14 protein-coding genes and 1 tRNA gene are annotated in these 22,663 nt (G+C 56.1%); 6 read left to right on the forward strand and 9 right to left on the reverse strand.

Annotated features, from left to right (window positions below; translation table 11 throughout):
- Window positions 1-39: 39 nt before the first annotated feature.
- Window positions 40-399 (forward strand): phosphoribosyl-AMP cyclohydrolase, encoded by a 360-nt coding sequence (gene hisI / locus AC0L7R_RS09105; RefSeq protein ID WP_348106570.1) that lies wholly within the window; start codon window positions 40-42, stop codon window positions 397-399.
- Window positions 400-406: 7 nt separating this feature from the next.
- Here hisI and gluQRS read toward each other — a convergent pair whose 3' ends face one another.
- The 6 genes from gluQRS to rocF form a co-directional block, all read right to left on the reverse strand.
- On the reverse strand, window positions 407-1,225 hold the full coding sequence (gene gluQRS / locus AC0L7R_RS09110; protein WP_473656547.1) for a tRNA glutamyl-Q(34) synthetase GluQRS: 819 nt from the start codon (window positions 1,223-1,225) through the stop codon (window positions 407-409).
- Complete coding sequence (gene trmFO, locus AC0L7R_RS09115) at window positions 1,222-2,577, reverse strand: methylenetetrahydrofolate--tRNA-(uracil(54)-C(5))-methyltransferase (FADH(2)-oxidizing) TrmFO (RefSeq protein ID WP_473656548.1); 1,356 nt, start codon at window positions 2,575-2,577, stop codon at window positions 1,222-1,224. The genes gluQRS and trmFO overlap by 4 nt, the downstream gene beginning before the upstream one ends.
- Window positions 2,578-2,619: 42 nt before the next feature.
- Window positions 2,620-3,351, reverse strand: a complete 732-nt coding sequence (locus AC0L7R_RS09120; protein WP_473656549.1) for a hypothetical protein — start codon at window positions 3,349-3,351, stop codon at window positions 2,620-2,622.
- Window positions 3,352-3,456: 105 nt separating this feature from the next.
- Complete coding sequence (gyrA, locus tag AC0L7R_RS09125) at window positions 3,457-6,207, reverse strand: DNA gyrase subunit A (protein ID WP_473656550.1); 2,751 nt, start codon at window positions 6,205-6,207, stop codon at window positions 3,457-3,459.
- 94 nt (window positions 6,208-6,301) lie between these two features.
- Entirely contained in the window at window positions 6,302-7,345 is a 1,044-nt protein-coding gene (locus AC0L7R_RS09130; protein ID WP_473656551.1) for an ornithine cyclodeaminase, read from the reverse strand.
- A complete protein-coding gene (gene rocF / locus AC0L7R_RS09135) occupies window positions 7,342-8,271 on the reverse strand; it encodes an arginase (protein ID WP_473660386.1) in 930 nt (309 codons plus the stop codon). Before rocF ends, AC0L7R_RS09130 begins: the two co-directional genes overlap by 4 nt.
- A 98-nt stretch (window positions 8,272-8,369) precedes the next feature.
- Here rocF and AC0L7R_RS09140 point away from each other — a divergent pair, with 98 nt between their 5' ends.
- Entirely contained in the window at window positions 8,370-8,789 is a 420-nt protein-coding gene (locus AC0L7R_RS09140) for an Lrp/AsnC family transcriptional regulator (protein WP_247128740.1), read from the forward strand.
- 6 nt (window positions 8,790-8,795) lie between these two features.
- On the opposite strand, the gene AC0L7R_RS09145 is transcribed toward AC0L7R_RS09140, so the two are convergent.
- Both AC0L7R_RS09145 and AC0L7R_RS09150 read right to left on the reverse strand, forming a co-directional pair.
- The gene (locus tag AC0L7R_RS09145; RefSeq protein WP_473656552.1) at window positions 8,796-9,242 is read right to left on the reverse strand and encodes a disulfide bond formation protein B; all 447 of its coding nucleotides are present in this window, start codon (window positions 9,240-9,242) and stop codon (window positions 8,796-8,798) included.
- The gene (locus AC0L7R_RS09150; protein WP_247128738.1) at window positions 9,242-9,820 is read right to left on the reverse strand and encodes a YqaA family protein; all 579 of its coding nucleotides are present in this window, start codon (window positions 9,818-9,820) and stop codon (window positions 9,242-9,244) included. The genes AC0L7R_RS09145 and AC0L7R_RS09150 overlap by 1 nt, the downstream gene beginning before the upstream one ends.
- Window positions 9,821-9,932: 112 nt before the next feature.
- On the opposite strand from AC0L7R_RS09150, the gene ypfJ reads away from it, so the two are divergent.
- From ypfJ to AC0L7R_RS09170, 4 genes are all read left to right on the forward strand, one after another.
- Window positions 9,933-10,793, forward strand: coding sequence for a KPN_02809 family neutral zinc metallopeptidase (ypfJ, locus tag AC0L7R_RS09155; protein ID WP_473656553.1), 861 nt, complete (start codon window positions 9,933-9,935; stop codon window positions 10,791-10,793).
- Between the two features lie 67 nt (window positions 10,794-10,860).
- Window positions 10,861-10,946 (forward strand) — tRNA-Leu (locus tag AC0L7R_RS09160).
- 629 nt (window positions 10,947-11,575) lie between these two features.
- On the forward strand, window positions 11,576-19,906 hold the full coding sequence (locus AC0L7R_RS09165; RefSeq protein WP_473656554.1) for an Ig-like domain-containing protein: 8,331 nt from the start codon (window positions 11,576-11,578) through the stop codon (window positions 19,904-19,906).
- Window positions 19,907-20,170: 264 nt separating this feature from the next.
- Entirely contained in the window at window positions 20,171-22,069 is a 1,899-nt protein-coding gene (locus AC0L7R_RS09170; protein WP_473656555.1) for a Hint domain-containing protein, read from the forward strand.
- Here AC0L7R_RS09170 and AC0L7R_RS09175 read toward each other — a convergent pair.
- Complete coding sequence (locus AC0L7R_RS09175; protein ID WP_473656556.1) at window positions 22,066-22,662, reverse strand: NTP transferase domain-containing protein; 597 nt, start codon at window positions 22,660-22,662, stop codon at window positions 22,066-22,068. The two genes, AC0L7R_RS09170 and AC0L7R_RS09175, sit on opposite strands and share 4 nt — an antisense overlap.
- Between the last annotated feature and the right edge of the window lies 1 nt (window position 22,663).

Below are 22,663 nucleotides of genomic sequence, written 5' to 3' on the forward strand. Positions count from 1 at the left end.
TAGATAGGCCGCAGGATGGATTTTGCAAAGGCCAAGACGATGACATTTGATCCAACAACACTGACGTACAATGACGCAGGCCTGATCCCCGTGATCGCGCAAGACGCTGAAACGCTTGAAGTCTTGATGATGGCGTGGATGAACGCGGAAGCGGTGGCCAAGACGCTCGAGACCGGAAAAGTGACCTATTGGTCGCGGTCGCGGCAGGCGTTCTGGATCAAAGGTGAAACATCCGGTCATACGCAAGCCTTGGTGGCGATGCGCGTTGATTGTGATCGCGATTGTCTGTTGGTGACGGTCCGCCAGATCGGGGCCGCGTGCCACACGATGCGCCGGACGTGTTTCTACACGGGTGTCGAGACTGGCGAAGAAGTCGAGCTGATGAAGCCTGAGTTTTAAAGTGCGGCTATGCTGGTAGGCCGACCATGCGGCGGATGTCGTCTGGTGTGGCACCTTCGGCGCGGTAGCTCGCTATGGATTTCGATTTGTTGATCTTAGCGAGACGTTTGCCTGTGGCATCGGTGATCAGGCCGTGGTGCTGGTAGATCGGTGTCGGCCAGCCCATGAGATGTTGCAGGATGACGTGAATCGGCGTGAGCGGTGCAACGTCTTCGCCACGGATCACATGCGTGACGTTTTGCAGGGCGTCGTCGTGCGTGCAGGTTAGGTGATAAGCGGGGTCGCCGGTGTCCTTGCGTCGCAGGATCGGTGCGCCGATGCTTTCTGGCATTTTTGACGTAAGTATAGTGACTTCGTCGTCGTTATTCATGTAACGCAATTGGGCGGGCAGGTGGTTGAGGGCCGCCTTTATGTTAAGCCGGATTGCGTCGGTTGGTGCGGCCGACGCCATCGTGCGAGCGGCGCAAGTGTACGGATAGATTGGTCCGTCTGGACCCGGTTTTGCGCCCGTATTCAGAATGCGTTTACGATCACAATCGCACGGGAAAACGAGGTTTTTGGCCGCGAGCGCGTCAATCGCATCCGCATAATCGGACAGGTGTTCAGATTGTAAGCGCGGTGGTTCGTCCCACGTGCAGCCAAGCCATGCCAAATCGTCTAGTATCTGTGCGATGTGTTCTGGACGGCTGCGCGTGCTATCGAAATCTTCGATGCGCAGTAGGAACGTCCCGTTCTGCGCCCGTGCCGTGTCATGCGCCAACAGCGCCGAATAGGCATGCCCGATGTGCAGCGCCCCAGTCGGCGATGGTGCAAAGCGCGTAATCACGCAGCGGTTTCAGCCTGTTGGCCAAGCCATGCTTGCCAATCGATCTTCGCGCGATCTGTGTAGCCTTTGTAGCGTTCTTTGCGCCCGCGACGTCCTGATTTCATGCCTTCCAGTGGTGGGAACAGGCCGAAATTGACGTTCATTGGTTGGAACGTTTTCGCTTCCGCACCGCCCGTGATGTGGGTGACAAGAGCGCCCATCGCCGTCGTGTTTGGTACCGGAGCGAGAGTTTGTCCGGTCAGTTCGGCCACCGCCATGCGTCCTGCAAGCAGCCCCATCGCGGCGCTTTCGACGTAGCCTTCAACGCCTGTGATTTGACCCGCAAACCGGAGATTTGGTTTCGACCGAAGCCGCATTTCGTGATCAAGAAGCGTGGGTGAATTGATAAATGTGTTCCGGTGGATGCCGCCAAGCCGTGCAAATTCTGCATCTTCCAGACCCGGAATCATTTTCAGAACAGTCTTTTGCGCGCCGTACTTCATCTTGGTCTGGAAGCCGACGATATTATAGAGCGTGCCAAGCGCGTTGTCACGGCGCAGTTGCACGACGGCGTAGGGTTTGTTTTCGGGATCATGCGCGTTGGTCAGGCCAACGGGCTTCATCGGGCCAAATCGCAGGGTTTCGCGGCCACGTTCGGCCATGACTTCGATCGGCAGACAACCGTCGAAATATCCTGCGGTTTCGCCTTCTTTGAACTCGGTCTTTTCAGCGGCCAGTAGCGCGTCGATGAAGCCTTCGTATTGGTCTTTGGTCATCGGGCAGTTCAGGTAAGCGGTTTGCTCTTCCAGCGTTTCGCCTTTGTCATAGCGCGACTGCATCCATGCGACGTCCATGTTGATGGAGTCGTGGTAAATGATGGGCGCGATGGCGTCGAAGAACGCGAGCGCCTCGGCGCTGGTCTCTGACTGGATCGCTTCGGCAAGGTTGCCTGACGTCAACGGGCCGGTCGCGACGATCCACAACCCATCGTCGGGCAGCGATGTGATTTCGTCGTATGAAATCGAGATGTTAGGATGCGCTTTTAATGCTGCTGTAACGCTTTCTGCAAAGGGATCACGATCAACGGCCAATGCGCCGCCCGCAGGAATACGGTGCTTGTTCGCCATGTCCATGATCAATCCGCCAGCGGCGCGCATTTCCCAATGCAGCAGGCCTACAGCGTTTTGTTCATGATCATCTGACCGGAACGAATTCGAACATACCATTTCGCCCAGATTACCAGTGCGGTGGGCAAAGGTTTCAACCTTCGGGCGCATTTCGTGGATAACCACGTTGATGCCGGCGTTTGCAGCTTGCCATGCGGCTTCGGAGCCGGCCATGCCGCCGCCAATGATATTGAGTGTGTGTGTCATGGTCCGCGATGTAGCGCGAACCATGGTGTTTGCAAAGGGCGATTAGAAGCCTGAACGTACAGAATTAAATGCACTGCGGATGTCGAAGGTTGTTCCGCGACCAGCGCCAAGCGCGACATTTGCGCCGACACCGATAAATGTGCTGTCGCTGTCGCCTGCATCAAATTGGCCGAGCTCGGCATAGATGCTTGGCCCTGCATTGAATTTGTAGGATGCGCCTGCGCTGATTGACGTGATGTCTTCGAGATCACTGTTCAAGTAACCAAAAGATGCGTTGGCTGAAATGGCCTCAGTCACAGCGTAGCTGGCATCCGCGCCGAACAACGTAGCGCCCGAAAGCGAAGCGAGGTTATCTGAATCGAGTTCACTGTCGTAGAAGCCCAGAAAAGCTTCGCCACCGATGTTGCCGCTTTCAAAGCCGCCTTCGAGGCCGGTCATGCCTTGCCCGAAAGCAATACCATCATCTTCATATGCATCGGCAGAACGGAAAACGCCGACAGAGGCGCTTTCATTCACATGATAAATGAGGTGTGTTGTCAGGTTGCCGCCGACTCCAGTTAACAGACCTTGATCGTATGACCCGATGTTCGCGGAAATCGCCCAATTGCGATTAAAGCTGTATTCAATCCCAGCAGAATAATTAGGAGAGATATTGTTATCGTCTTCAGCATAGCTTTGAGCTTCGGCGCCAAGATATCCGCCGGTAAATCCCTGCGCGGATGCTGTGCCTGCCGTCAACGCAAGCGCGCTTGCCAAAATTGCTTTGTAAATCATTTTGTCACCTCAAGTTGGTAGAACGTCGAAATGCGTTCCTTGAGGTTGTGGATACGGTACCCCTCGCGCTCCGGCAATCGTACCGGTCACGCGAGGGAAAACCTGTTACGCGTCTGCATCACCTTCGGTGGTATCGTCGGCGTCTTCTTGCTCGGCGATCCATGCCACGCTGACGACTTCTTCGCCTTTGGCCGTATCGAAGACCTTTACGCCGCCAGCAGATCGTGACCGGAAGCTAATGCCTTCGACGGGGACGCGGATGGATTGGCCCGCCGATGTGACGAGCATGATTTGATCGCCCGTATCAACCGGGAAGCTGGATACGATTTCACCGCCACGCATTGCTTTGTCCATCGCAGTGACGCCCATGCCGCCACGGCCACGCACCGGATAATCGTGTGATGACGACAGTTTACCAGACCCTTTTGATGTGATCGTGAGGATCAGGTTTTCGGATGCGGACATTTCTGCATAGCGTTCCTGACTGATCGCACCAGCTGGCGCTTCCTCGTCTTCGACCTCTGCGTCGTCGGCCAGACCTGCCATTGCGCGGCGCATTTTAAGGTAAGCGGCACGTTCATCTGCCTCTGCGTCGAAGTGACGGATGATCGACATGGAAACGATTTTGTCGTCGCCTTGCAGCTTGATGCCGCGCACACCGACGGAGTTACGTGAGTTGAACACGCGCACATCGGTAGCCGGGAAGCGGATCGCGCGGCCCGAATTTGTGACCAGCATTACGTCGTCATCGTTGGATGCGATACGAGCATTGATCAGTGTTGTGTTTTCGTGTTCGCCTTCGAACTTCATCGCGATTTTGCCGTTGCGCATCACATTCGTGAAGTCTGACAAGGCGTTACGGCGCACAGTTCCTGCGGATGTCGCGAAGACAACCTGCAGATCGGCCCATTCTTCTTCGGGGCGATCGACTGGCATGATGGCGGCAATCGACACGCCAGCCGGGATCGGCAGGATATTGACGATAGCTTTGCCTTTTGCCGTGCGTGACCCAAGCGGCAGGCGCCATGTCTTGAGCTTGTAGACCATGCCGTCTGTTGTGAAGAACAACAGTTGCGTGTGGGTGTTGGCGACGAAAAGCGTCGTGACGACGTCTTCTTCTTTGGTTGCCATCGACGACAGGCCTTTGCCGCCACGCCGTTGCGCGCGGAAATCGGCGAGGGCGGTCCGTTTGATGTAACCACCCGAGGTCACGGTCACGACCATGTCCTCTTTTTCGATCAGATCTTCGTCTTCCATGTCGCCTGACCAGTCGACGATCTCTGTCCGACGCGGCACGGCGTAGTTGTCACGAATTTCGATCATCTCATCGCGGATGATTTGCATGATCCGTTCGCGAGACCCCAGAATTTCGAGATATTCTTTGATTTTCTTGGCGAGCTCTTCCAGCTCGTCCGTCACTTCTTTCACGCCGATCTGGGTCAGGCGTTGTAGACGGAGTTCAAGGATCGCACGGGCCTGTGTTTCGGACAGGTTATAGGTGCCATCGTCGTTCGCAGTGTGGGTAGGATCGTCGATCAGTGCGATATATTCTAGGATCGATTCTGCTGGCCAGCGACGTGTCATCAGTTTTTCGCGGGCTTCAGAAGCGTCAGCGGACGACCGGATCGTCGCGACGATTTCGTCGATGTTGGTGACCGCAACCGCCAAGCCGCACAAGATATGCGACCGTTCGCGGGCTTTGCGCAACAGATAGGCGGTGCGGCGTGCCACAACGTCTTCGCGGAAGTCGATGAAGTTGGTCAGGAAGCTGCGCAGCGTCAGCTGTTCCGGCTTGCCGCCGTTCAACGCCAGCATGTTGCAACCGAAGTAGGTCTGCATTGGCGTGAAGCGGAACAATTGGTTCAAAACGACTTCTGCCGTCGCGTCCCGCTTTAGTTCAACAACGACCCGTACACCGTTGCGATCGCTTTCATCTTGGACGTGGGCAATGCCGTCGACCCGCTTATCGCGTACAACTTCCGCGATTTTGTCGATCATATTCGACTTGTTCACCTGATAGGGGATTTCGTCGATGATAATCGCCCAGCGGTCTTTGCGGATTTCCTCGATGTGCGTTTTGGCGCGAACGATGACGGACCCGCGACCTTCAAGGTAGGCTTTGCGCGCGCCAGAACGGCCCAGCATAACGCCGCCTGTCGGGAAATCGGGGCCTGGCACGTATTCGATCAGCTCTTCGATAGACAAATCAGGGCTGTCGATGAGCGCAAGCGTCGCGTTGATGACTTCGCCTAGGTTATGTGGCGGAATGTTCGTCGCCATACCCACGGCGATACCGCCAGCGCCGTTGACCAGCATGTTCGGGTATTTTGCGGGCAGGACGGTCGGTTCTTTGTCCTTGCCGTCGTAGTTGTCTTGGAAATCGACCGTGTCCTTGTCGATGTCATCAAGCAGCGCCAGCGCCACCTTCTTCATCCGGACTTCGGTATAACGGTAGGCCGCGGCGCGGTCGCCGTCCATGGAACCAAAGTTGCCCTGACCATCAAGCAGGACCAATGACATCGAGAAATCCTGCGCCATCCGCACAAGTGCGTCATAGATCGCGCTGTCACCGTGCGGGTGGTATTTACCCATGGTTTCGGCAACCGGACGCGATGATTTCCGGTACGGTTTGTCGTGCGTGTTATTGGTTTCGTTCATCGCGTACAAAATACGACGGTGAACTGGTTTTAGACCGTCCCGCAGGTCCGGAATCGCACGGCTGACGATGACCGACATCGCATAATCGAGATAGCTGGTTTTCAGCTCGTGTTCGATTGTGACGGCTGGGCCATCATATACAGGCTTTTCAGGCCGATTTTCGTCTGCGTTTTCAGGGGTTTCCGGGGTATCGCTCACGTGGTCCGCCTAAGATTCTGGATCTACTATAATTTGTTGATCAGAATGTAACAGATACCAGATCGCGTGTGCAATGCCCCGTACGCCTTGATGCCTATTTCGCCCGCATGACCATGCCGAAAAGGTCCCGTGGATCGTCCGGATCGGCGATCATATCGAGGTTTTTGAAGAACTCCGTCCCTTTGATTTTATCATGGACGTAACGCAGGGCGGAAAAGTCTTCGATCGCAAAACCGACGCCGTCGAACAGCGTAATCTCAGTGGCATCTTTACGACCGGTGGCCGTGCCGTTGATGACTTCCCACAGTTCTGTAAACGGGTGGTCCAGCGGCATTTGCTGCAATTCGCCTTCGATCCGCGTTTGTTCGGGATATTCGACGAACATAGATGCGCGGGCTACGATATCGCTGTGCAATTCGGTCTTGCCCGGACAGTCGCCGCCAATGGCGTTAATGTGCACGCCGTTGCCGACCATGTTGTCGGTCAGGATGGTCTGCATTTCCTTGTCGGCGGTCGCGGTAGTAATGACGTCCGCGCCTTCGATGGCTTCTTCGGGCGATTTGCATTGGATCACCGTGATCCCGCGCCCCGCAAGGTTTGACGCGCATTTTGCCGTCGCTGCTGGATCGATATCGTAAAGACGTACCGTGTCGATGCCGCAGACCGCCTTCAACGCGATGGTTTGGAATTCGGATTGCGCGCCGTTGCCGATCATAGCCAAGGTTTTGGAATTCGGCCGCGCTAGGTGTTTTGTCGCCATTGCCGACGTCGCCGCGGTACGCAGTGCGGTCAGAACGGTCATTTCCGAAAACAAAACGGGGTAGCCTGTGTTCACATTGGCCAAAAGACCAAACCCCGTGACGGTTTGCAGGCCTTCTTTCATGTTCTTTGGGTGGCCGTTCACGTATTTGAACCCGTAGAGTTCACCGTCGGATGTCGGCATCAATTCGATCACGCCAACGTCGGAATGTGACGGCACGCGCGGTGCTTTGTCAAAGATCGGCCACCGTTTGAAGTCGGTTTCGACTTCGGCGGCGAGTTCTTTCAGGAATGTCTCGAGGCCCACATGGTGGACCAGTTTCATCATGTTTTCGACTGAAACAAACGGGACGAGGGCAAGGTGGGAAGGTTGGTTCATTTCCGGCTCCGTGTCAGGCGATCAAAGACGCGGCGGCCCATCAGGCTGGCGACAAGATCAACCATCAGGTTGGCGGTCATACCGCGGTCATCAAGGAATGGGTTCAGCTCAACAAGATCAAGAGAACCGACTAAGCCGCTGTCACACAACATTTCCATGATCAGGTGCGCTTCGCGTGTGGTTGCACCGCCAGGAACGGTTGTGCCGACGCCGGGGGCTATGCTTGGGTCAAGGAAATCAACGTCCAGCGACACATGCAGCGCGCCGTTGACGGACGCGACGCGGTCAAGGAAGGCTGACAACGGTGCGCTGATACCTTGTTCGTCAATGGACCGCATGTCGTGCAGGATGGCATCTGTGCCAGCGAGCGCGGCACGTTCGGCCGGATCGACCGACCGCAGGCCGATCATGCAGATGTTTTCAAGCGGGACAGGGGATTTTAGAGGGGGGAAAGCATCGAAACCTTCGCGGCCAGTGAAATAGCCAACAGGCGTGCCGTGCAGGTTGCCGCTGTCCGTTGTGTCAGGCGTGTGAAAATCGGTGTGGGCATCGAGCCAGAGAACGAAAAATGGGCGGTCCTGTTTGGCGTAATGCGCGGCCATTCCGGACACCGTGCCAGCGGCCAGTGCGTGATCGCCACCTAAGAAAATCGGCATTCCCGATTGTGCCGCGTTTTCAGCGGCTTCTGATAGGGTCTTAGTCCAGCCAACTGTGCGTTTCAGATCATGCACAAGCGGGTTCTTCGGCTCAGGCACATCAACTTCGGCAGGCGTTAAGTTTCCGAGATCCGCAACACTGTGGCCAAGGTCAGTCAGCGCTTCGGTGATTCCGGCGGTGCGATAGGCATCTGGACCCATCAGGCACCCTTGGCGGCGTTTACCGCAATCGACGGGCGCACCGATGAGGATGCAGTTCTGTTCTGTCATATTCTGTTTCATGATCACATGGTCCGATGCCTTTCGTGCTTTTTGAAGTGCATATTTTGTGCTATTTGGGCGATCATTGATCGAAATGGACAGTCGAAATGGACGATACGGATAGACGCCTGATCGCGCACTTGCGGCAAAACGGCCGTGCAGGCATTTCTGACCTTGCTGCAAGTCTTGGGGTGACGCGCACGACAGCCCGTAACCGGCTGGAGCGGTTGCAGACCGATGGCGAGATCATTGGCTTTACCGTGCTTACCCGCAGCGATGCGGCGACACATCCGGTGCGCGGGTTGATGATGCTTGAGATCGCGGGGCGTAGCGCGGAAAAGGTGTCGCGCCTGTTGTCCAAGATTCCCGAAGTTCAGGCAGTGCATTCGACAAACGGGATATGGGACCTGATCGCAGAGATCGGCACCGATACGCTTGAACAATTTGATCGCGTGTTGACTGATATTCGCCGCAATGACGGGATTACGAAATCAGAGACGAATTTGTTGTTAAGCAGCCGTCGTTAAATTACTTTAACGACGGGCTGCAACGATCCATAACCAAACGGCAATCAGCGAAAAGACAGCATTCCAAGACGCCATGGACAGACCCAGCATTTCCCAGCTGACTTGATCGCACATCACCAGCACTGGACCGTCAATAGACAGGAGGTCCGCGCCTGATGACGCATCTAACCCGCCGCCTGTGCAGGATGATGGGCCGGGCCAGTATTTGCGCTCAACGCCGGAATGAAAGACGCCGATGGCCGCCGTTGTCAGCGCCGCGAGTGCGCCGAGATAGCCTAGAATACGTGCCGGAATGATCAGGGCGAGAACACCGATGGCGATCGCAGCCATATGCGGCCAGCGTTGCCAGTAGCACATCGTGCACGGCGGATAGCCGAAGTATTGGAACACATAAGCACCGCCCAGAAGGGCGACAGACACGCCTGCTGCGATTATGACGTGCAAACGGTTCATTATAGTAGTCCTACCAGTGCAAAGCCGCCCAGCAGCAGCACACAGAAAACAATGAACATCAGGCCCAGACGTTTTTCGATGAAGTCGCGGATGGGTTCACCAAATTTCCACAGCAATGCGGCAACAATGAAGAACCGCAGGGCGCGCGCGACGATGGCCGAGATGATAAAGACTGGCAACGAAAGTGCTGTCACACCAGACATGATCGTGATGACCTTGAACGGGAAGGGCGTCACCCCTGCGATCAGCACGGCCCATGCGCCATATGCGTTGAACTTTTCGCTGAACTCGGCGACCGCATCCGCTTTGCCATAGAAATCGAAGATTGGCTGGCCGATCGTTTCAAACAACGCGTAGCCGATGAAATACCCGAATAGACCGCCAAGAACCGATGCAACTGTGGCCACACCAGCAATCAGAAACGCACGGCGCGGTGCTGCGATGATCATTGGGATCATGATCACATCCGGCGGGATCGGGAAGAAAGACGATTCGACAAACGCCACGACAGCGAGCGCCCACAAGGCGTAGGGCGATTGGGCCAACGACAAGGTCCAGGCATAAAGGCGTTGTAGCATTGATCGTCTCCGATTTGTTGCGCTGCTTAGGCCACGGGTTTGAGACGGGGTCAAGCTTGTGTCACAGCGCAAAGTGCCGCAACATGGCAGGGTTTAAGAGGTGAGGTTCCTTATGAAGTGGCAAGGTCGGCGTGGAAGCAACAATATCGAAGATCGGCGCAGGCGCCCGTCACGGCGTAAAGCGGGGGCAGGTGGGCTAAGTGGTATCGGCCTGATCGCGGTTGTTGTGATCGGTTATTTTCTAGGTGTCGATGTGACTCCGTTATTGAATGGAGGTGCCACCGACGGGATCGCAACCGAGCGCAGTGTTGAAATTACACCTGCCGATGAACGCGTAGCACAATTTGTGTCCGTGACATTGGCAGACACAGAAGACGTATGGACGGATATCTTTGCGCGCCAAGTTGGCGAACCTTACGAGGCCCCGACGCTGGTACTGTTCAAAGGGCAAACGCAATCTGCGTGTGGCGGCGCGTCTGCGGCGACAGGGCCATTCTATTGCCCACCTGAAGAAAAAGCGTTTTTGGACACTGACTTCTTTGTCACCATGGAACAGCGATTAGGTGCGGGGGGCGACTTCGCTGCCGCTTATGTCGTGGCTCATGAAATTGCCCATCACGTTCAGAACGAATTGGGGATTTTGCCGCAAGTGAACAGGATTCGCGCGCAGTCGGATGCGGAAACGTCAAATGCCTTGTCTGTACGGGTTGAGCTGCAGGCCGATTGTTTTTCAGGAATCTGGGCGCGGACCGTGCAGGAAAAGTTCGGGACCTTGGAGCGTGGCGATATCGCTGAAGCGATGAATGCAGCGGCACAGATTGGTGACGATACGCTTGCACGTAATGCCGGACGCGCTGTGCGGCCACATACATTCACCCATGGCACTAGCGCGCAACGGCAAAGATGGTTCCAGCGCGGATTTGAAAGCGGTGATCTGACAATTTGCGATACTTTTTCCGTCGATCAACTTTAATCGCATTTCAGGGCGTTAGGGTGATTGACGATCCTGTTCAGACCTCTTAGGAGGGCGGCATTGGTACGCCGGTGTGGCGGAATGGTAGACGCAGGGGATTCAAAATCCCCCGTTGGTGACAACGTGCCGGTTCGAGTCCGGCCACCGGTACCAATTTTCTGGAAATCATAGGCATTAACAACTCTTGCCCGAATGGGGCAGGAATTGGGCCGTGCGATTCTATTTCCGTTTCTAATTTCATGACAGTTCAGGCTTTCCCCCGGTATTGCCTGCCATGCTGGAAACAATTTTCAGTGATGGGCCATTTTTCCGCCGCAATCCATTGACGTAGGGTTAATGGGCTTTGATTGGTTCTGAAATTGAAAAAATCTTTACGAAATTCGGTTTCATTCTGAAAGAAATCAACTGTAATTCCATTGTTAACAATCTGTTAACACTTTTGGTTGGAATTATTGTTTTAGATTTGGAAACAATGACTTGTCGTCCAAATGACATAACGCGGGTGAGCGGCCCTAAAGGCAGATCACGTCAGGGTTGTTTGTGGTCTTTTTGCGCCATTTTTTCCCTTTTTGTCGCCACTTTGCTTGTTATACGACAGGGTGACTCTGGGTGGGGTCCGGGTTTTTGGGGAATCCGACATGTGGTCCGTCGTGGCGGAGCAAGGTGTGAATAGTAAATGTCTGCGATGTTGCCAGTTGGTCAGGATTGCAAAAGAAATCTAATACGAGTGGGTCTTCCCATTTGGTTTGCGTGGCCTTTCCAAGGTCTTAGGAGAACAAGTTATGACGAAGACGATTGATTTTAATGATCTATCTGGTGGTACGATTGTTGATAATGAATACCAGTCTGCGGGTGTGACTATTCAGGCTTGGACGGCTGGTGGTGTTGGAAATCGGGCAATGATTTTTGACACGTCGAACCCGACGGGTGGTGATTACGATCTTGCGACGTCGAACTTGGGCAATGCTTTGATTGTGTCGGAGGATGGTGACAGCCACGATCCGGATGATGCGATTGGCGGGACATTCCGGTTCCGTTTTGCGGATGGCGCTGATCTGAAGTCTCTGACTTTCCTTGATAACGAAGAAGGTGCGACGGTTCGTTTTTACAATGAACACGGTCAACTGATTGCGACACGTCAGATCCCGACGACGGGTGACAATGGCCAGTACATTGCGACGTTTGATGTTGAAGGCGTTTATACGATGGACGTGCAGCTGCACGGGTCGGGTGCTGTTGATAACCTGGTTTATGATGACATTGGTCCTGATCTGGATGGCACGGTTGAAGGCACGGCTGGCGACGACGTGATTGACGTGAACTACAACGGTGACCCGGATGGTGACCGTGTGGACAATAACGATGCGATTTTGGCAGGCGACGTGGGCGACGACGATTTGATCGTGGCGGGCGCTGGCGATGATCTGGTCAAAGCCGGGAACGGTGATGATCTGGTGTTTGGTGGCACAGGTCACGACACGCTGATGGGCGAAGACGGTGATGATACGTTGTGTGGTCAGGACGGCGACGATGTGTTGTTTGGCGGCAATGGCGACGACATCCTTGAGGGGATGAACAACAACGATCTGCTTTACGGCGATGCGGGCAACGACGACCTGTATGGTGACGCGGGCACGGACACGCTGTTTGGCGGGTCTGGCGATGACCTTCTGAAGGGCGGTTCCGGCAACGACATTCTTGTTGGTGATGGTGCGGACGCGGCAGGCACAACAGAATTCCTGATCGATTGGGATCAGCTGGGATCTGACGGCAACCAGACGCTGACGGTTGATGGCCAGTCTGTGAACGTCAGCGTGGGCACGCCACAAAGTGCGGGCGGCAAAGAATGGTTCGTCGAGAACGGCATGCTCAAAGCGTGGGACGTGACAGAACCGACCACAGCGGACATGCATTTTGACACCGAAGTCTCGAACGTGTCCTTCACGCTTTTGGATGTGGATGCGCTTGATAAGATCACGATCATGGCGAAGGACGCACAGGGCAATTTTGTTGAGGTCCAGTTCGAAGACACGGGCGTTCACACAGTGAACGGCAACATGATCATTGGGTCCCAGACGAATGCGGCGGGTCCGGGTGCAGATAACAACGGCCAGGATGTTGCGGTGACCATTGCAGGTCCTATCCAGCATCTTTGGATTGTTCTGGATGACGGTCCGGAGCGGGATTATTCTGGCACGGTTGCAGTTACAGACATCACGTTTGAAATCCCTGCGATTGCAGACGGTGTTGACGGCGACGACGTCCTAATGGGCGGCGCTGGTGATGATGTGCTGTTGGGCAATGGCGGCAACGACAATCTTGACGGCGGTATCGGCAACGACACGCTCGAAGGTGGCGATGGCGACGACCGCTTGTTTGGCAACGACGGCGACGACACCCAGTTTGGTGGCGCGGGCAACGACGTATTGGGCGGTGCTGATCGCGGCAACGACGTGTTCTACGGCGGTGACGGCGACGACATGGTTGAAGCCTCTTACGGCAACGACACGATCTACGGCGATGCGGGCAATGATAACCTGTGGGCGTCTGCGGATAACGATCTTGTTTACGGCGGCACAGGCGACGATAGCGTCTACGGCGGCCACGGTCAGGACACGGTTTACGGTGACGCGGGCAACGACACGCTTTCCGGCGGATCAAATGACGACACAGTTTACGGCGGATCCGGCAACGACGTGATCGAAGGCGACGCGCTGTATAAAGACGATACCGGTGCGGCTGGTAATGACGAACTTTACGGCGGTGCGGGCGACGACACCATCAACGGCGGCGCAGGCGATGACCTGATCTGCGGTGATGATGAAGACGGGGCCACGGGCCGCGTTGATCAGCTGACACTGCAGTGGACCGAAGCTTTGCCAGCGGGCACAGCCCTTGGTGCGACGCAGACGGTTGCTGTTGACGGCATGAACGTCACGATCGGTTTTGCGCAAGAAGACGAAGGTGCGACAGCCGACGTTGAAAACACAGCGATGTATGTGGAAGCGGGCGAAGCGTTTGATCCGAACTCCGGTCTGCACCTGCACGGCCTGGGCGGCGAGGGCGGTGTTGATAACACGTCCACCACGACACTGAGCTTTGCATCAAATGATGCGGCGTACGGCGATGAAGTGCAGGACGTGTCTTTCCGGATCAACGACATTGATAACGGGACCGATGCGGACGACCACATCGATATCGTGACAGTGCGGGCCTATAACGCGGCTGGCGAAGAGATTGCGGTCACGATCACAGCTGAATCAGGCGCACAGATCATCAACGGCAACACAGTGACGGGTGGTGTTGAGCACACAGATGGCGTGACACCAGCGGCACAGGCCGGATCGGTTCTGTTTGAAATCGCAGGCCCTGTTGCGCGGATCGAGATTGATTACGACAACGGCGAGACGACAGATCAGCGCGTTGACGTGTCTGACATCAACTTCTTCACCACGGCATCCGAGGGCACATCCGAGGCTGGCAACGACGTTCTGAACGGGGACGCCGGCGATGATGTGATCTACGGCAAAGGTGGTGACGATGTCATCACGGGTGGTGCTGGCGCAGATGAAATCTATGGCGGCGACGACGCGGATACGATCATTGGCGGTGCCGGTGATGTGGTCGACGGCGGTGCAGGCGGCGACGATAACGATGTGCTTGACCTGACGGGTCAGGGGTCGTTCATCCTGACGGGTCCGGACGGCACAGGTAGCCCGATCCCTGATAGCAACGGCAATGGCCTTGACGGTCAGGTTGTGTTTGTGGACGCCGATGGCAACCCAACAGGCGAGACGATCTCTTTCACCGAAATCGAAGAGATTGTGGGTGATGAGGTCACGAACTTTGACCCTGATGCGCTGGATGATGTTGTTGATGCAACCGAGGACGGTGTGTCCGATCTGGGCAACGTGCTGGACAACGACACGGACGCAAATGCGGGCGACACGCTGACAGTGGGTGCTGTGAACGGGGACGAGACACTTGTCGGGACACCTGTTGAAGGGTCTGACGGCGGTCTTGTGACGATCAACCCGGACGGGACTGCATCCTTTGATCCAAACGGCGACTTTGAGGCGCTTGGTGAAGGCGAAACAGCCACAACAACAGTGACGTACACGGTTGATGACGGCAACGGCGGCACCGACACGGCGACTGTGACGATCACAGTGACCGGTACAAACGACGCGCCAGATGCGACGGCGGATGTTTACACGCAAGATCAAGACGCAGACGGTGGCCCTGCGATTGGCAATGTCATCGGTGACAACACAGGTGCGGGCCAAGACAGCGATCCTGAAGGTGACACGATCCGTGTGACGTCTGTGACGAACGGCACAGACAGCGCCGATATCACAGATCCATTTGGTGCCTTTGGCCAGGGTGTGACTGTTGCGGGCGACAATGGTGGTCTTGTGACGATCAACAACGGCGGCAACATCTACTTTGATGCCAATGGTGAGTTTGACGCATTGGGTGAAGGCGATACAGCCACCACCACAGTGACTTACACACTGACAGACGAGAACGGTGCGACCGATACGGCGACTGTGACGATCACTGTCACGGGTACAAACGATGACCCTGTCGCGGTGGCCGACACGGGTAACGCGACCGAAGACGACCTGACCGATCTTGGTAATGTGTTGGGGAATGACACGGACGTTGACGGCGACGACCTGACGGTTGGTGCGGTGAACGGCGATGAGACACTTGTTGGTACGCCTGTGGCTGGCGACAACGGCGGTCTGGTCACGATCAACGCAGACGGCACAGCTAGCTTTGATCCAAACGGTGACTTTGAAGCATTGGGTGAAGGCGAAACAGCCGAGACCACAGTGACTTACACCGTGACGGATCCATCAGGGGCCACATCAACCACAACGGTGACTGTGACAGTGACTGGCGTGAATGATGCGCCAAATGCTGTGGATAGCGCTTATGTGGTCTCGCAGGATGAAACATTCGGCGATGTGGATGCCAATGCGATCACTGACGATACAGGTGCAGGGGCTGACAGCGATCCAGAAGGCGATGATCTGACAGTTGTGCGTGTGGACAACCAGACAGGTAACGTGGGCAACGCGGTTGCTGGCGACAATGGTGGTCTGTTCACTGTGAACGCAGACGGGTCTGTGGACTTTGATGCCAACGGTGAGTTTGACGATCTGGGCGCGGGCGAAGACGCGACCACAACGATCACTTACACCATCGCAGACGAGAACGGTCTGGAAGACACAGCGACTGTGACCTTCACAGTGACTGGATCGAACGACGGTCCTGTGGCTGTGGCGGACGATCTGACAGCGGGTGAGGATGATCCTGCGGGCGTGATCGGCAATGTGCTGGACAACGACTCTGATCCGGATGGTGATCCGCTCACAGTTGGTGCGGTGAACGGGGACGAGAGCCTTGTTGGCACACCTGTTGACGGCTCTGACGGTGGCTTGGTCACAATCAATCCGGACGGCACGGTCACATTCGATCCAAATGGCGACTTTGACGATCTGGGTGAGGGTGAAGAGGCCACAACAACGGTCACGTACACTGTGACCGATCCATCCGGTGCAACATCCACAGAAACTGTGACGATCACAGTGACGGGGACAAATGACGCGCCAGTGGCTGTGGCGGATACAGACAGCACCGATCAGGACACTGTCATCGATCTGGACAACGTCTTGGGCAACGACAGCGATCCGGAAGGCGATGACCTGACGGTTGGCGCGGTCAACGGTGATGAGACCCTTGTCGGGGCACCTGTTGCAGGTGACAACGGCGGTCTGGTCACGATCAACGCAGATGGCACAGCCAGCTTTGATCCAAACGGTGACTTTGATGATCTGGGTGCAGGCGAAACCGCTGACACCACAGTGACCTACACCGTCACGGATGAAAACGGTGCGACAGACAGCACAACAGTGACTGTCACAGTGACGGGTACAAACGACGGCCCAACAGCAGTCGCGGATACGTTTGACGCTAATGAGGACGACGTGACCGATCTGGGCAACGTGCTGGACAACGACAGTGATCCGGACGGTGATCCGCTGACGGTTGGTGCGGTGAACGGGGATGAAACCCTTGTTGGGACACCTGTTGACGGCTCAAACGGTGGCTTGGTTACAATCAATCCTGATGGCAGCATCAGCTTTGATCCAAACGGCGACTTTGAAGCACTTGCCCCGGGTGAAACTGCTGAGACCACTGTCACATACACCGTGACAGACCCGTCAGGTGCGACATCCACGGAAACTGTGACCATCACAGTGAACGGTGTGAACGACGGCCCTGATGCGACAGACAACGCCTATGTGGTGTCCTTGACGGAGACTGCGGGCGATGTGGACGGAAACGTCATTACGGGTGACACTGGTAACGGTGTGGACAGCGATCCGGAAGGCGACGACCTGACGGTTGTGGCGGTTGACGGTGACGCGGCCAACGTGGGCAACGTGGTTGCTGGCGACAATGGCGGCACATTCACGATCAATGCTGACGGGACTGTGGACTTTGACGCAGGCGACGACTTTGACGATCTGGGTCTGGGGGCGACACGCGACAGCTCTGTGACCTACACAATCGTTGATGAAAACGGTGCGACAGATACTGCGACTGTGACCTTCACAGTGACAGGTATCAACGACGGGACAGTCCAAGGCACCGATGGCAACGATGTGATCAACCCGAACATTCCTTATGTGGATGCGGATGGTGACATCGTTGATGCCGGCGACGGTATCTTGCCGGGCGACGAAGGCACAGACAATGACGTGATCGAAGGCTTCGGCGGCGATGACGTGATTTCTGCTGGCGCTGGAGACGATGATGTCTTTGGTGGCACGGGCAACGACACCATCAATGGCAACCAAGGCGATGACAATCTGTTCGGCGGTCAAGGCGAAGACACCATCAACGGTGGTCTTGGCAACGACACCATCAACGGTGGTGCGGACGACGATCAGCTGAACGGCCAGGATGGTGACGACACCATCGCGGGTGGTGCAGGTGATGACATCGTCAACGGCGGTGCAGGCGACGACGAGTTGCGCGGTGGGTCAGGCAATGACATCATCGAAGGCTCTGAAGGCGAAGACACCTTGTTCGGTGGCACAGGTGACGATGATCTTTGGGGTGGTCTGGACGACGACACCGTGATCGGCGGTGCTGGCAATGACACTGTGGCCGGTGAAGCTGGCGACGATGAATTGCACGGCGGCCTTGGCGACGACACGTTCTTTGGCGGTGCAGGCAACGATGTGATCGAAGACCGTGAAGGCAGCGACACAGTCGATGCAGGCGACGGCGACGACATCATCAACGTGGGTTCAACCCAAGGGGATGAAGCGCCAGACGTGGGATATCCGGAGCAGCCATCTGCGACGATCCCAGGTCTTGTGTTCCCGGGCTATGATGCTGATGAGGATCCAAACGACGACAAAGACTTTGTCGACGGCGGGGCTGGCAACGACATCATCAACACAGGTGATGACGACGACAGCATCATCGGTGGGTCCGGCAACGACACGATCAACGCAGGCTTTGACGACGATACTGTTGACGGCGGCACAGGCGATGACTTCATCGAAGGTGGCGAAGGCAACGACGTGATCGAAGGCGGTGCGGGCGACGACACCATCTACGGTGGTCTCGAAGATCCACTGGCGGATGCGGTCAGCTTCCCTGATGACGAACCAGACGCCGCGGGCTTCCAGGACCTTGTTCCTGAAAACAACGGGGACACGATCTTTGGCGGTGACGGCAACGATACGATCTTCGGCCAAGACGACGATGACACGCTGTTTGGTGGCGCTGGCAACGACGTGCTGGACGGCGGCGTGGACGACGACCTTCTGGTTGGCGGCGATGGCGACGACGTTCTGATCGGTGGTCAGGGCAACGACAGCATCGATGGCGGGATTGGCGAAGACACGATCTTTGGCGGTGCAGGCGACGATACGGTCACAGGCGGCGAAGACGGCGATGTTATCTTTGGTGGCGACGGCAGCGACAGCCTTGAAGGGCGCCGTGGCGACGATGTGATCTCTGGCGACGACGGCGATGACAAGATTGTCGGCAACGGCGGCGATGACAGTCTGTTTGGTGGCGCTGGTGACGATGAAATCACTGGTGGCGAACAATCCGACTACATCGAAGGCGGCGACGGCAACGATGACGTCAACGCAACCGACGGCGATGACACGATCTTCGGGGGTGCCGGCAACGACGACCTCGAAGGTGGTCTGGGCAACGACACGATCGACGGTGGTGAGGGTGAAGACCTGATCACCGGTGGCGCAGGTGTGGACGATCTGTCCGGTGGCACCGGCTCTGACACATTCTTCGGCGGTAACGGCGGTGATGTGGTCACGGGTGGCGAAGACGCTGATGGTCAGGACATCGATGTCCTCGACCTGACGGGGTCCAACGTCGACCGGATCGATTACGTAGACGGCGACCCGGAAGCAGGCACGGTGACGTTCCTCGACGGGTCCACGATGACCTTCTCGGAAATCGAAAACGTCATCCCGTGCTTCACACCGGGGACATTGATCGCGACACCAAAAGGCGAGCGTCTGGTCGAAGAGCTGCAAGTTGGCGACCGGATCATCACCCGCGACAATGGCATCCAGGAAATCGCATGGATGGGCCACAAGCCGATGTCAGGCCAGCAGCTGGTGCAAAACCCGCACCTGCAGCCTGTTCTGATCAAGGCGGGTGCACTTGGCCACGGTCTGCCGGAACGTGACATGATGGTGTCACCAAACCACCGCGTGCTTGTGTCGTCAGACAAAACGCAGCTGTACTTCGAAGAAAGCGAAGTGCTGGCAGCAGCCAAGCACATGGTCGGGGCGGAAGGCATCCATACAGTCAACGTGATGCAGACGACCTACGTGCACTTCATGTTCGAGCGGCACGAAGTGGTGCTGTCAAACGGGGCATGGACGGAAAGCTTCCAGCCAGGTGACTATTCCCTCAAAGGTATCGGCAACAGCCAGCGGAACGAAATCTTCGATCTCTTCCCTGAACTGCAGTCAAAAACCGGCCTCGAAAACTACCAGTCAGCACGCAAAGCGCTCAAAAAACACGAAGCAAAACTCCTGCTCAAATAAGCGCAAAAACGCAAAACACAAAAACAACGCCCGCTGGATACAAAAAACTAGCGGGCGTTCGTACGTGGGGAACAATTATTTCAGATGCGCTGAATTGTTTCGTAACCCAACGTCAAAATTAGCCAAAACCCACAAAACAAGGCAAAAATTTGCCCTTTGAGTGGCATCCGGACTTATTCCCCCTGTATTTTCTAAGTGAGCTTAATAGATAGAGCCCAATCGCCGCACTGCAGCGGACATAGATATGCACGATGGGGAACTATCATGGCTGAGATCAACGGTACTTCAAATACAGACGTCATTCAGGGCACACCCGAGGATGACACCATCAATGGCTTTAATGGTCAGGACACGATTTCTGGTGAAGGCGGCGACGACAGCATTTTGGGCGGCGACGGCGACGATATCCTTTATGGGGATAACGGCGAAGGGATAGCGCCCGGCTCTGATGCAACCCCGCTATCGCTGAATATCAACAATCTGGTTAGCGACACGTCTTCGGGCAATGACAACGCGCAGGTAGGTGATGTGGCCGTCTATGCGAATGTTGCGCAGTTGGATGATGGGACGCAGGTGTCTGCACGTTTGATCCTTGTTGGAACGTCTGATCCTGATCTGAACATTGATCTGTCTGGCGGACGTGGCTACGAAATTCTACTGAACGCCCGTAACGGCACGACACCAACGGATGGCGGCGAAACGGCTAGTTTTCGGATGGAGTTCTTTGATCCAGCGACAGGCCAGCCAATTGCGCTGAATTCTACGGCGACATTCAACGATCTGGACCGCAACAGCCCCGGCGATCAGGAAAGCGTCACATTGGACGCGGATAGCTTTAGCGCCTTTGGCACAGCGGCTGATACGTCTTTGCTGGTCAGTTCAGCGCCTGGGTCCGTAACAGCCGCTGGTGGCGAGGCGAACAGCCCCGACGATCAAGACGCATGGTTTAGCGCTGAATTCAGCGACCGGACATTTATCGAATTTACGCTTGAGACACGGACGACTGGATCTGGTTTCACCATGAATGGTGATCTGATTGATGACGCGGTCGTGACACCGATCGAGCCGGGCAATGATGTGATCTCTGGCGGGTCTGGCCAAGACACGATCTTTGGTCAGGGCGGCAATGACACCTTGATGGGCGACGACGGCGACGACAAACTTTTCGGCGGCGCAGGCGACGATGTTCTGGACGGTGGTCAAGGCCAAGACGTTCTGGAAGGCGGCGAGGGCGCAGATACGCTTAACGGTGGTACGGGCGATGATCAATTGTTTGGCGGTGCGGGCGAAGACGTGCTTGTGGCTGGTCCTGACAACGACCGTCTGTTCGGTGGCGACAATTCCGACCTGTTCACAATCGGCGGTGCTGGCAATCATGTGATCGTCGGCGGCGAAGACGCGGACGGGTCTGACGTTGATGTGCTGGACCTGACGGCCGGTTTGGGCACCGCATACGCGGATTTCAACCTGATCCGTGATCCGAATGATCCCGAAGCGGGCCGCGTCGAATTGCTTGATTCGAATGGCAATATCACGCGGCGCGTGGAGTACTCCGAAATCGAAAATGTCGTGATCTGTTTCACGCCGGGCACCAAGATTGCGACGCCAAAGGGTGAAGTCGCTGTCGAAACTCTGCGACCGGGCGATAAGGTGTTTACGCGCGACAACGGCATTCAGGAAATCACTTGGGCGGGTAGCCGGACTTTGTCTGGGGATGAACTTGTGAAATCACCGGATTTGCAGCCCGTACTGGTGCGTGCCGGATCGCTGGGTGCAAACGTCCCAGAGCAGGATTTGCTGTTGTCACCAAACCACCGTTTGCTGTTGAGCGGGCAACGCGCCGCACTGCACTTTGAAGACAACGAAGTCTTTGCGGCTGCGAAGCACATGACAACCGCTGACGGCGTTGATCAGGTGCAGTCCAGCGGCGTGACCTATATCCACCTGATGTTTGAACGGCACGAAGTGATCTTGTCAAACGGCACATGGACCGAAAGTTTCCAACCGGGTGATTATGCGTTGAAGGGCGTTGGCACGTCCCAGCGCAACGAAATCTTCAAGCTGTTCCCTGACTTGGCGCATCTTGCGACCGAAAAAGCAGGCTTTGGTGCAGCGCGTCGCGTGTTGAAGAAACACGAAGCAGCCATTCTGGCAAAACACTAGCGTCCAGTGGCGCGACGCCACGCGGCCCAGTCTTCGGGTGTGTCCAGATCAAGAAGGGCATGCTTTTCCGGCAATTGGACCAGACAGGTCTGGTCTTTATGGGCCTTGAGGATCGGCGCGCCGCCCGTATCGCCGGATAGATCGCCAAATGCGGGTCGTAAACTCGCGTCAAAGATCACGGGATGTCCGGGTTTGCCTGCGTCCGTCGCTCCACGCCAAATCAGATGATCGGGGCATTCTTCGCGGGTCGTCAGCATCGTAACCAAGTCCGCGGCCGTAAGTGCCGCTAGATCAGCCAGCAGCACCATAAAAGCAGGGCAATCGGGCAGGGCGGCGACACCTGTTCGCAATGAAACTGCCATACCATCCGCAGCATCAGGGACGATGACAGCGCGTGCAGACGTGCACGGCAACAGCGCTGCGCGGGGATGAACAGGATGTGGTAACGTGACATAGACGTCAGGCGACACCTGTTGTCCCGCGTCAATCTGACGGCGCAGTAAAGCCACGCCGTCGATCTTTTCCAATAGTTTATCCGTCCCGCGCATCCGTGATGACTGGCCAGCGGCAAGGATCAGGATCGGGAGCGCCATT

The organism is Yoonia sp. D2-7, assembly GCF_055809435.1.

Excerpts from the sequence above, each read along its gene's own strand:
- rocF (WP_473660386.1), bottom strand. The coding sequence starts at position 8,271 with ATGACAGAACAGAACTGCATCCTCATCGGTGCGCCCGTCGATTGCGGT.
- AC0L7R_RS09140 (WP_247128740.1), top strand. The coding sequence starts at position 8,370 with ATGGACGATACGGATAGACGCCTGATCGCGCACTTGCGGCAAAACGGC.
- AC0L7R_RS09150 (WP_247128738.1), bottom strand. The coding sequence starts at position 9,820 with ATGCTACAACGCCTTTATGCCTGGACCTTGTCGTTGGCCCAATCGCCC.
- AC0L7R_RS09170 (WP_473656555.1), top strand. The coding sequence starts at position 20,171 with ATGGCTGAGATCAACGGTACTTCAAATACAGACGTCATTCAGGGCACA.
- hisI (WP_348106570.1), top strand. The coding sequence starts at position 40 with ATGACATTTGATCCAACAACACTGACGTACAATGACGCAGGCCTGATC.
- trmFO (WP_473656548.1), bottom strand. The coding sequence starts at position 2,577 with ATGACACACACACTCAATATCATTGGCGGCGGCATGGCCGGCTCCGAA.
- AC0L7R_RS09120 (WP_473656549.1), bottom strand. The coding sequence starts at position 3,351 with ATGATTTACAAAGCAATTTTGGCAAGCGCGCTTGCGTTGACGGCAGGC.
- AC0L7R_RS09145 (WP_473656552.1), bottom strand. The coding sequence starts at position 9,242 with ATGAACCGTTTGCACGTCATAATCGCAGCAGGCGTGTCTGTCGCCCTT.
- AC0L7R_RS09175 (WP_473656556.1), bottom strand. The coding sequence starts at position 22,662 with ATGGCGCTCCCGATCCTGATCCTTGCCGCTGGCCAGTCATCACGGATG.
- ypfJ (WP_473656553.1), top strand. The coding sequence starts at position 9,933 with ATGAAGTGGCAAGGTCGGCGTGGAAGCAACAATATCGAAGATCGGCGC.
- AC0L7R_RS09165 (WP_473656554.1), top strand. The coding sequence starts at position 11,576 with ATGACGAAGACGATTGATTTTAATGATCTATCTGGTGGTACGATTGTT.
- AC0L7R_RS09130 (WP_473656551.1), bottom strand. The coding sequence starts at position 7,345 with ATGAACCAACCTTCCCACCTTGCCCTCGTCCCGTTTGTTTCAGTCGAA.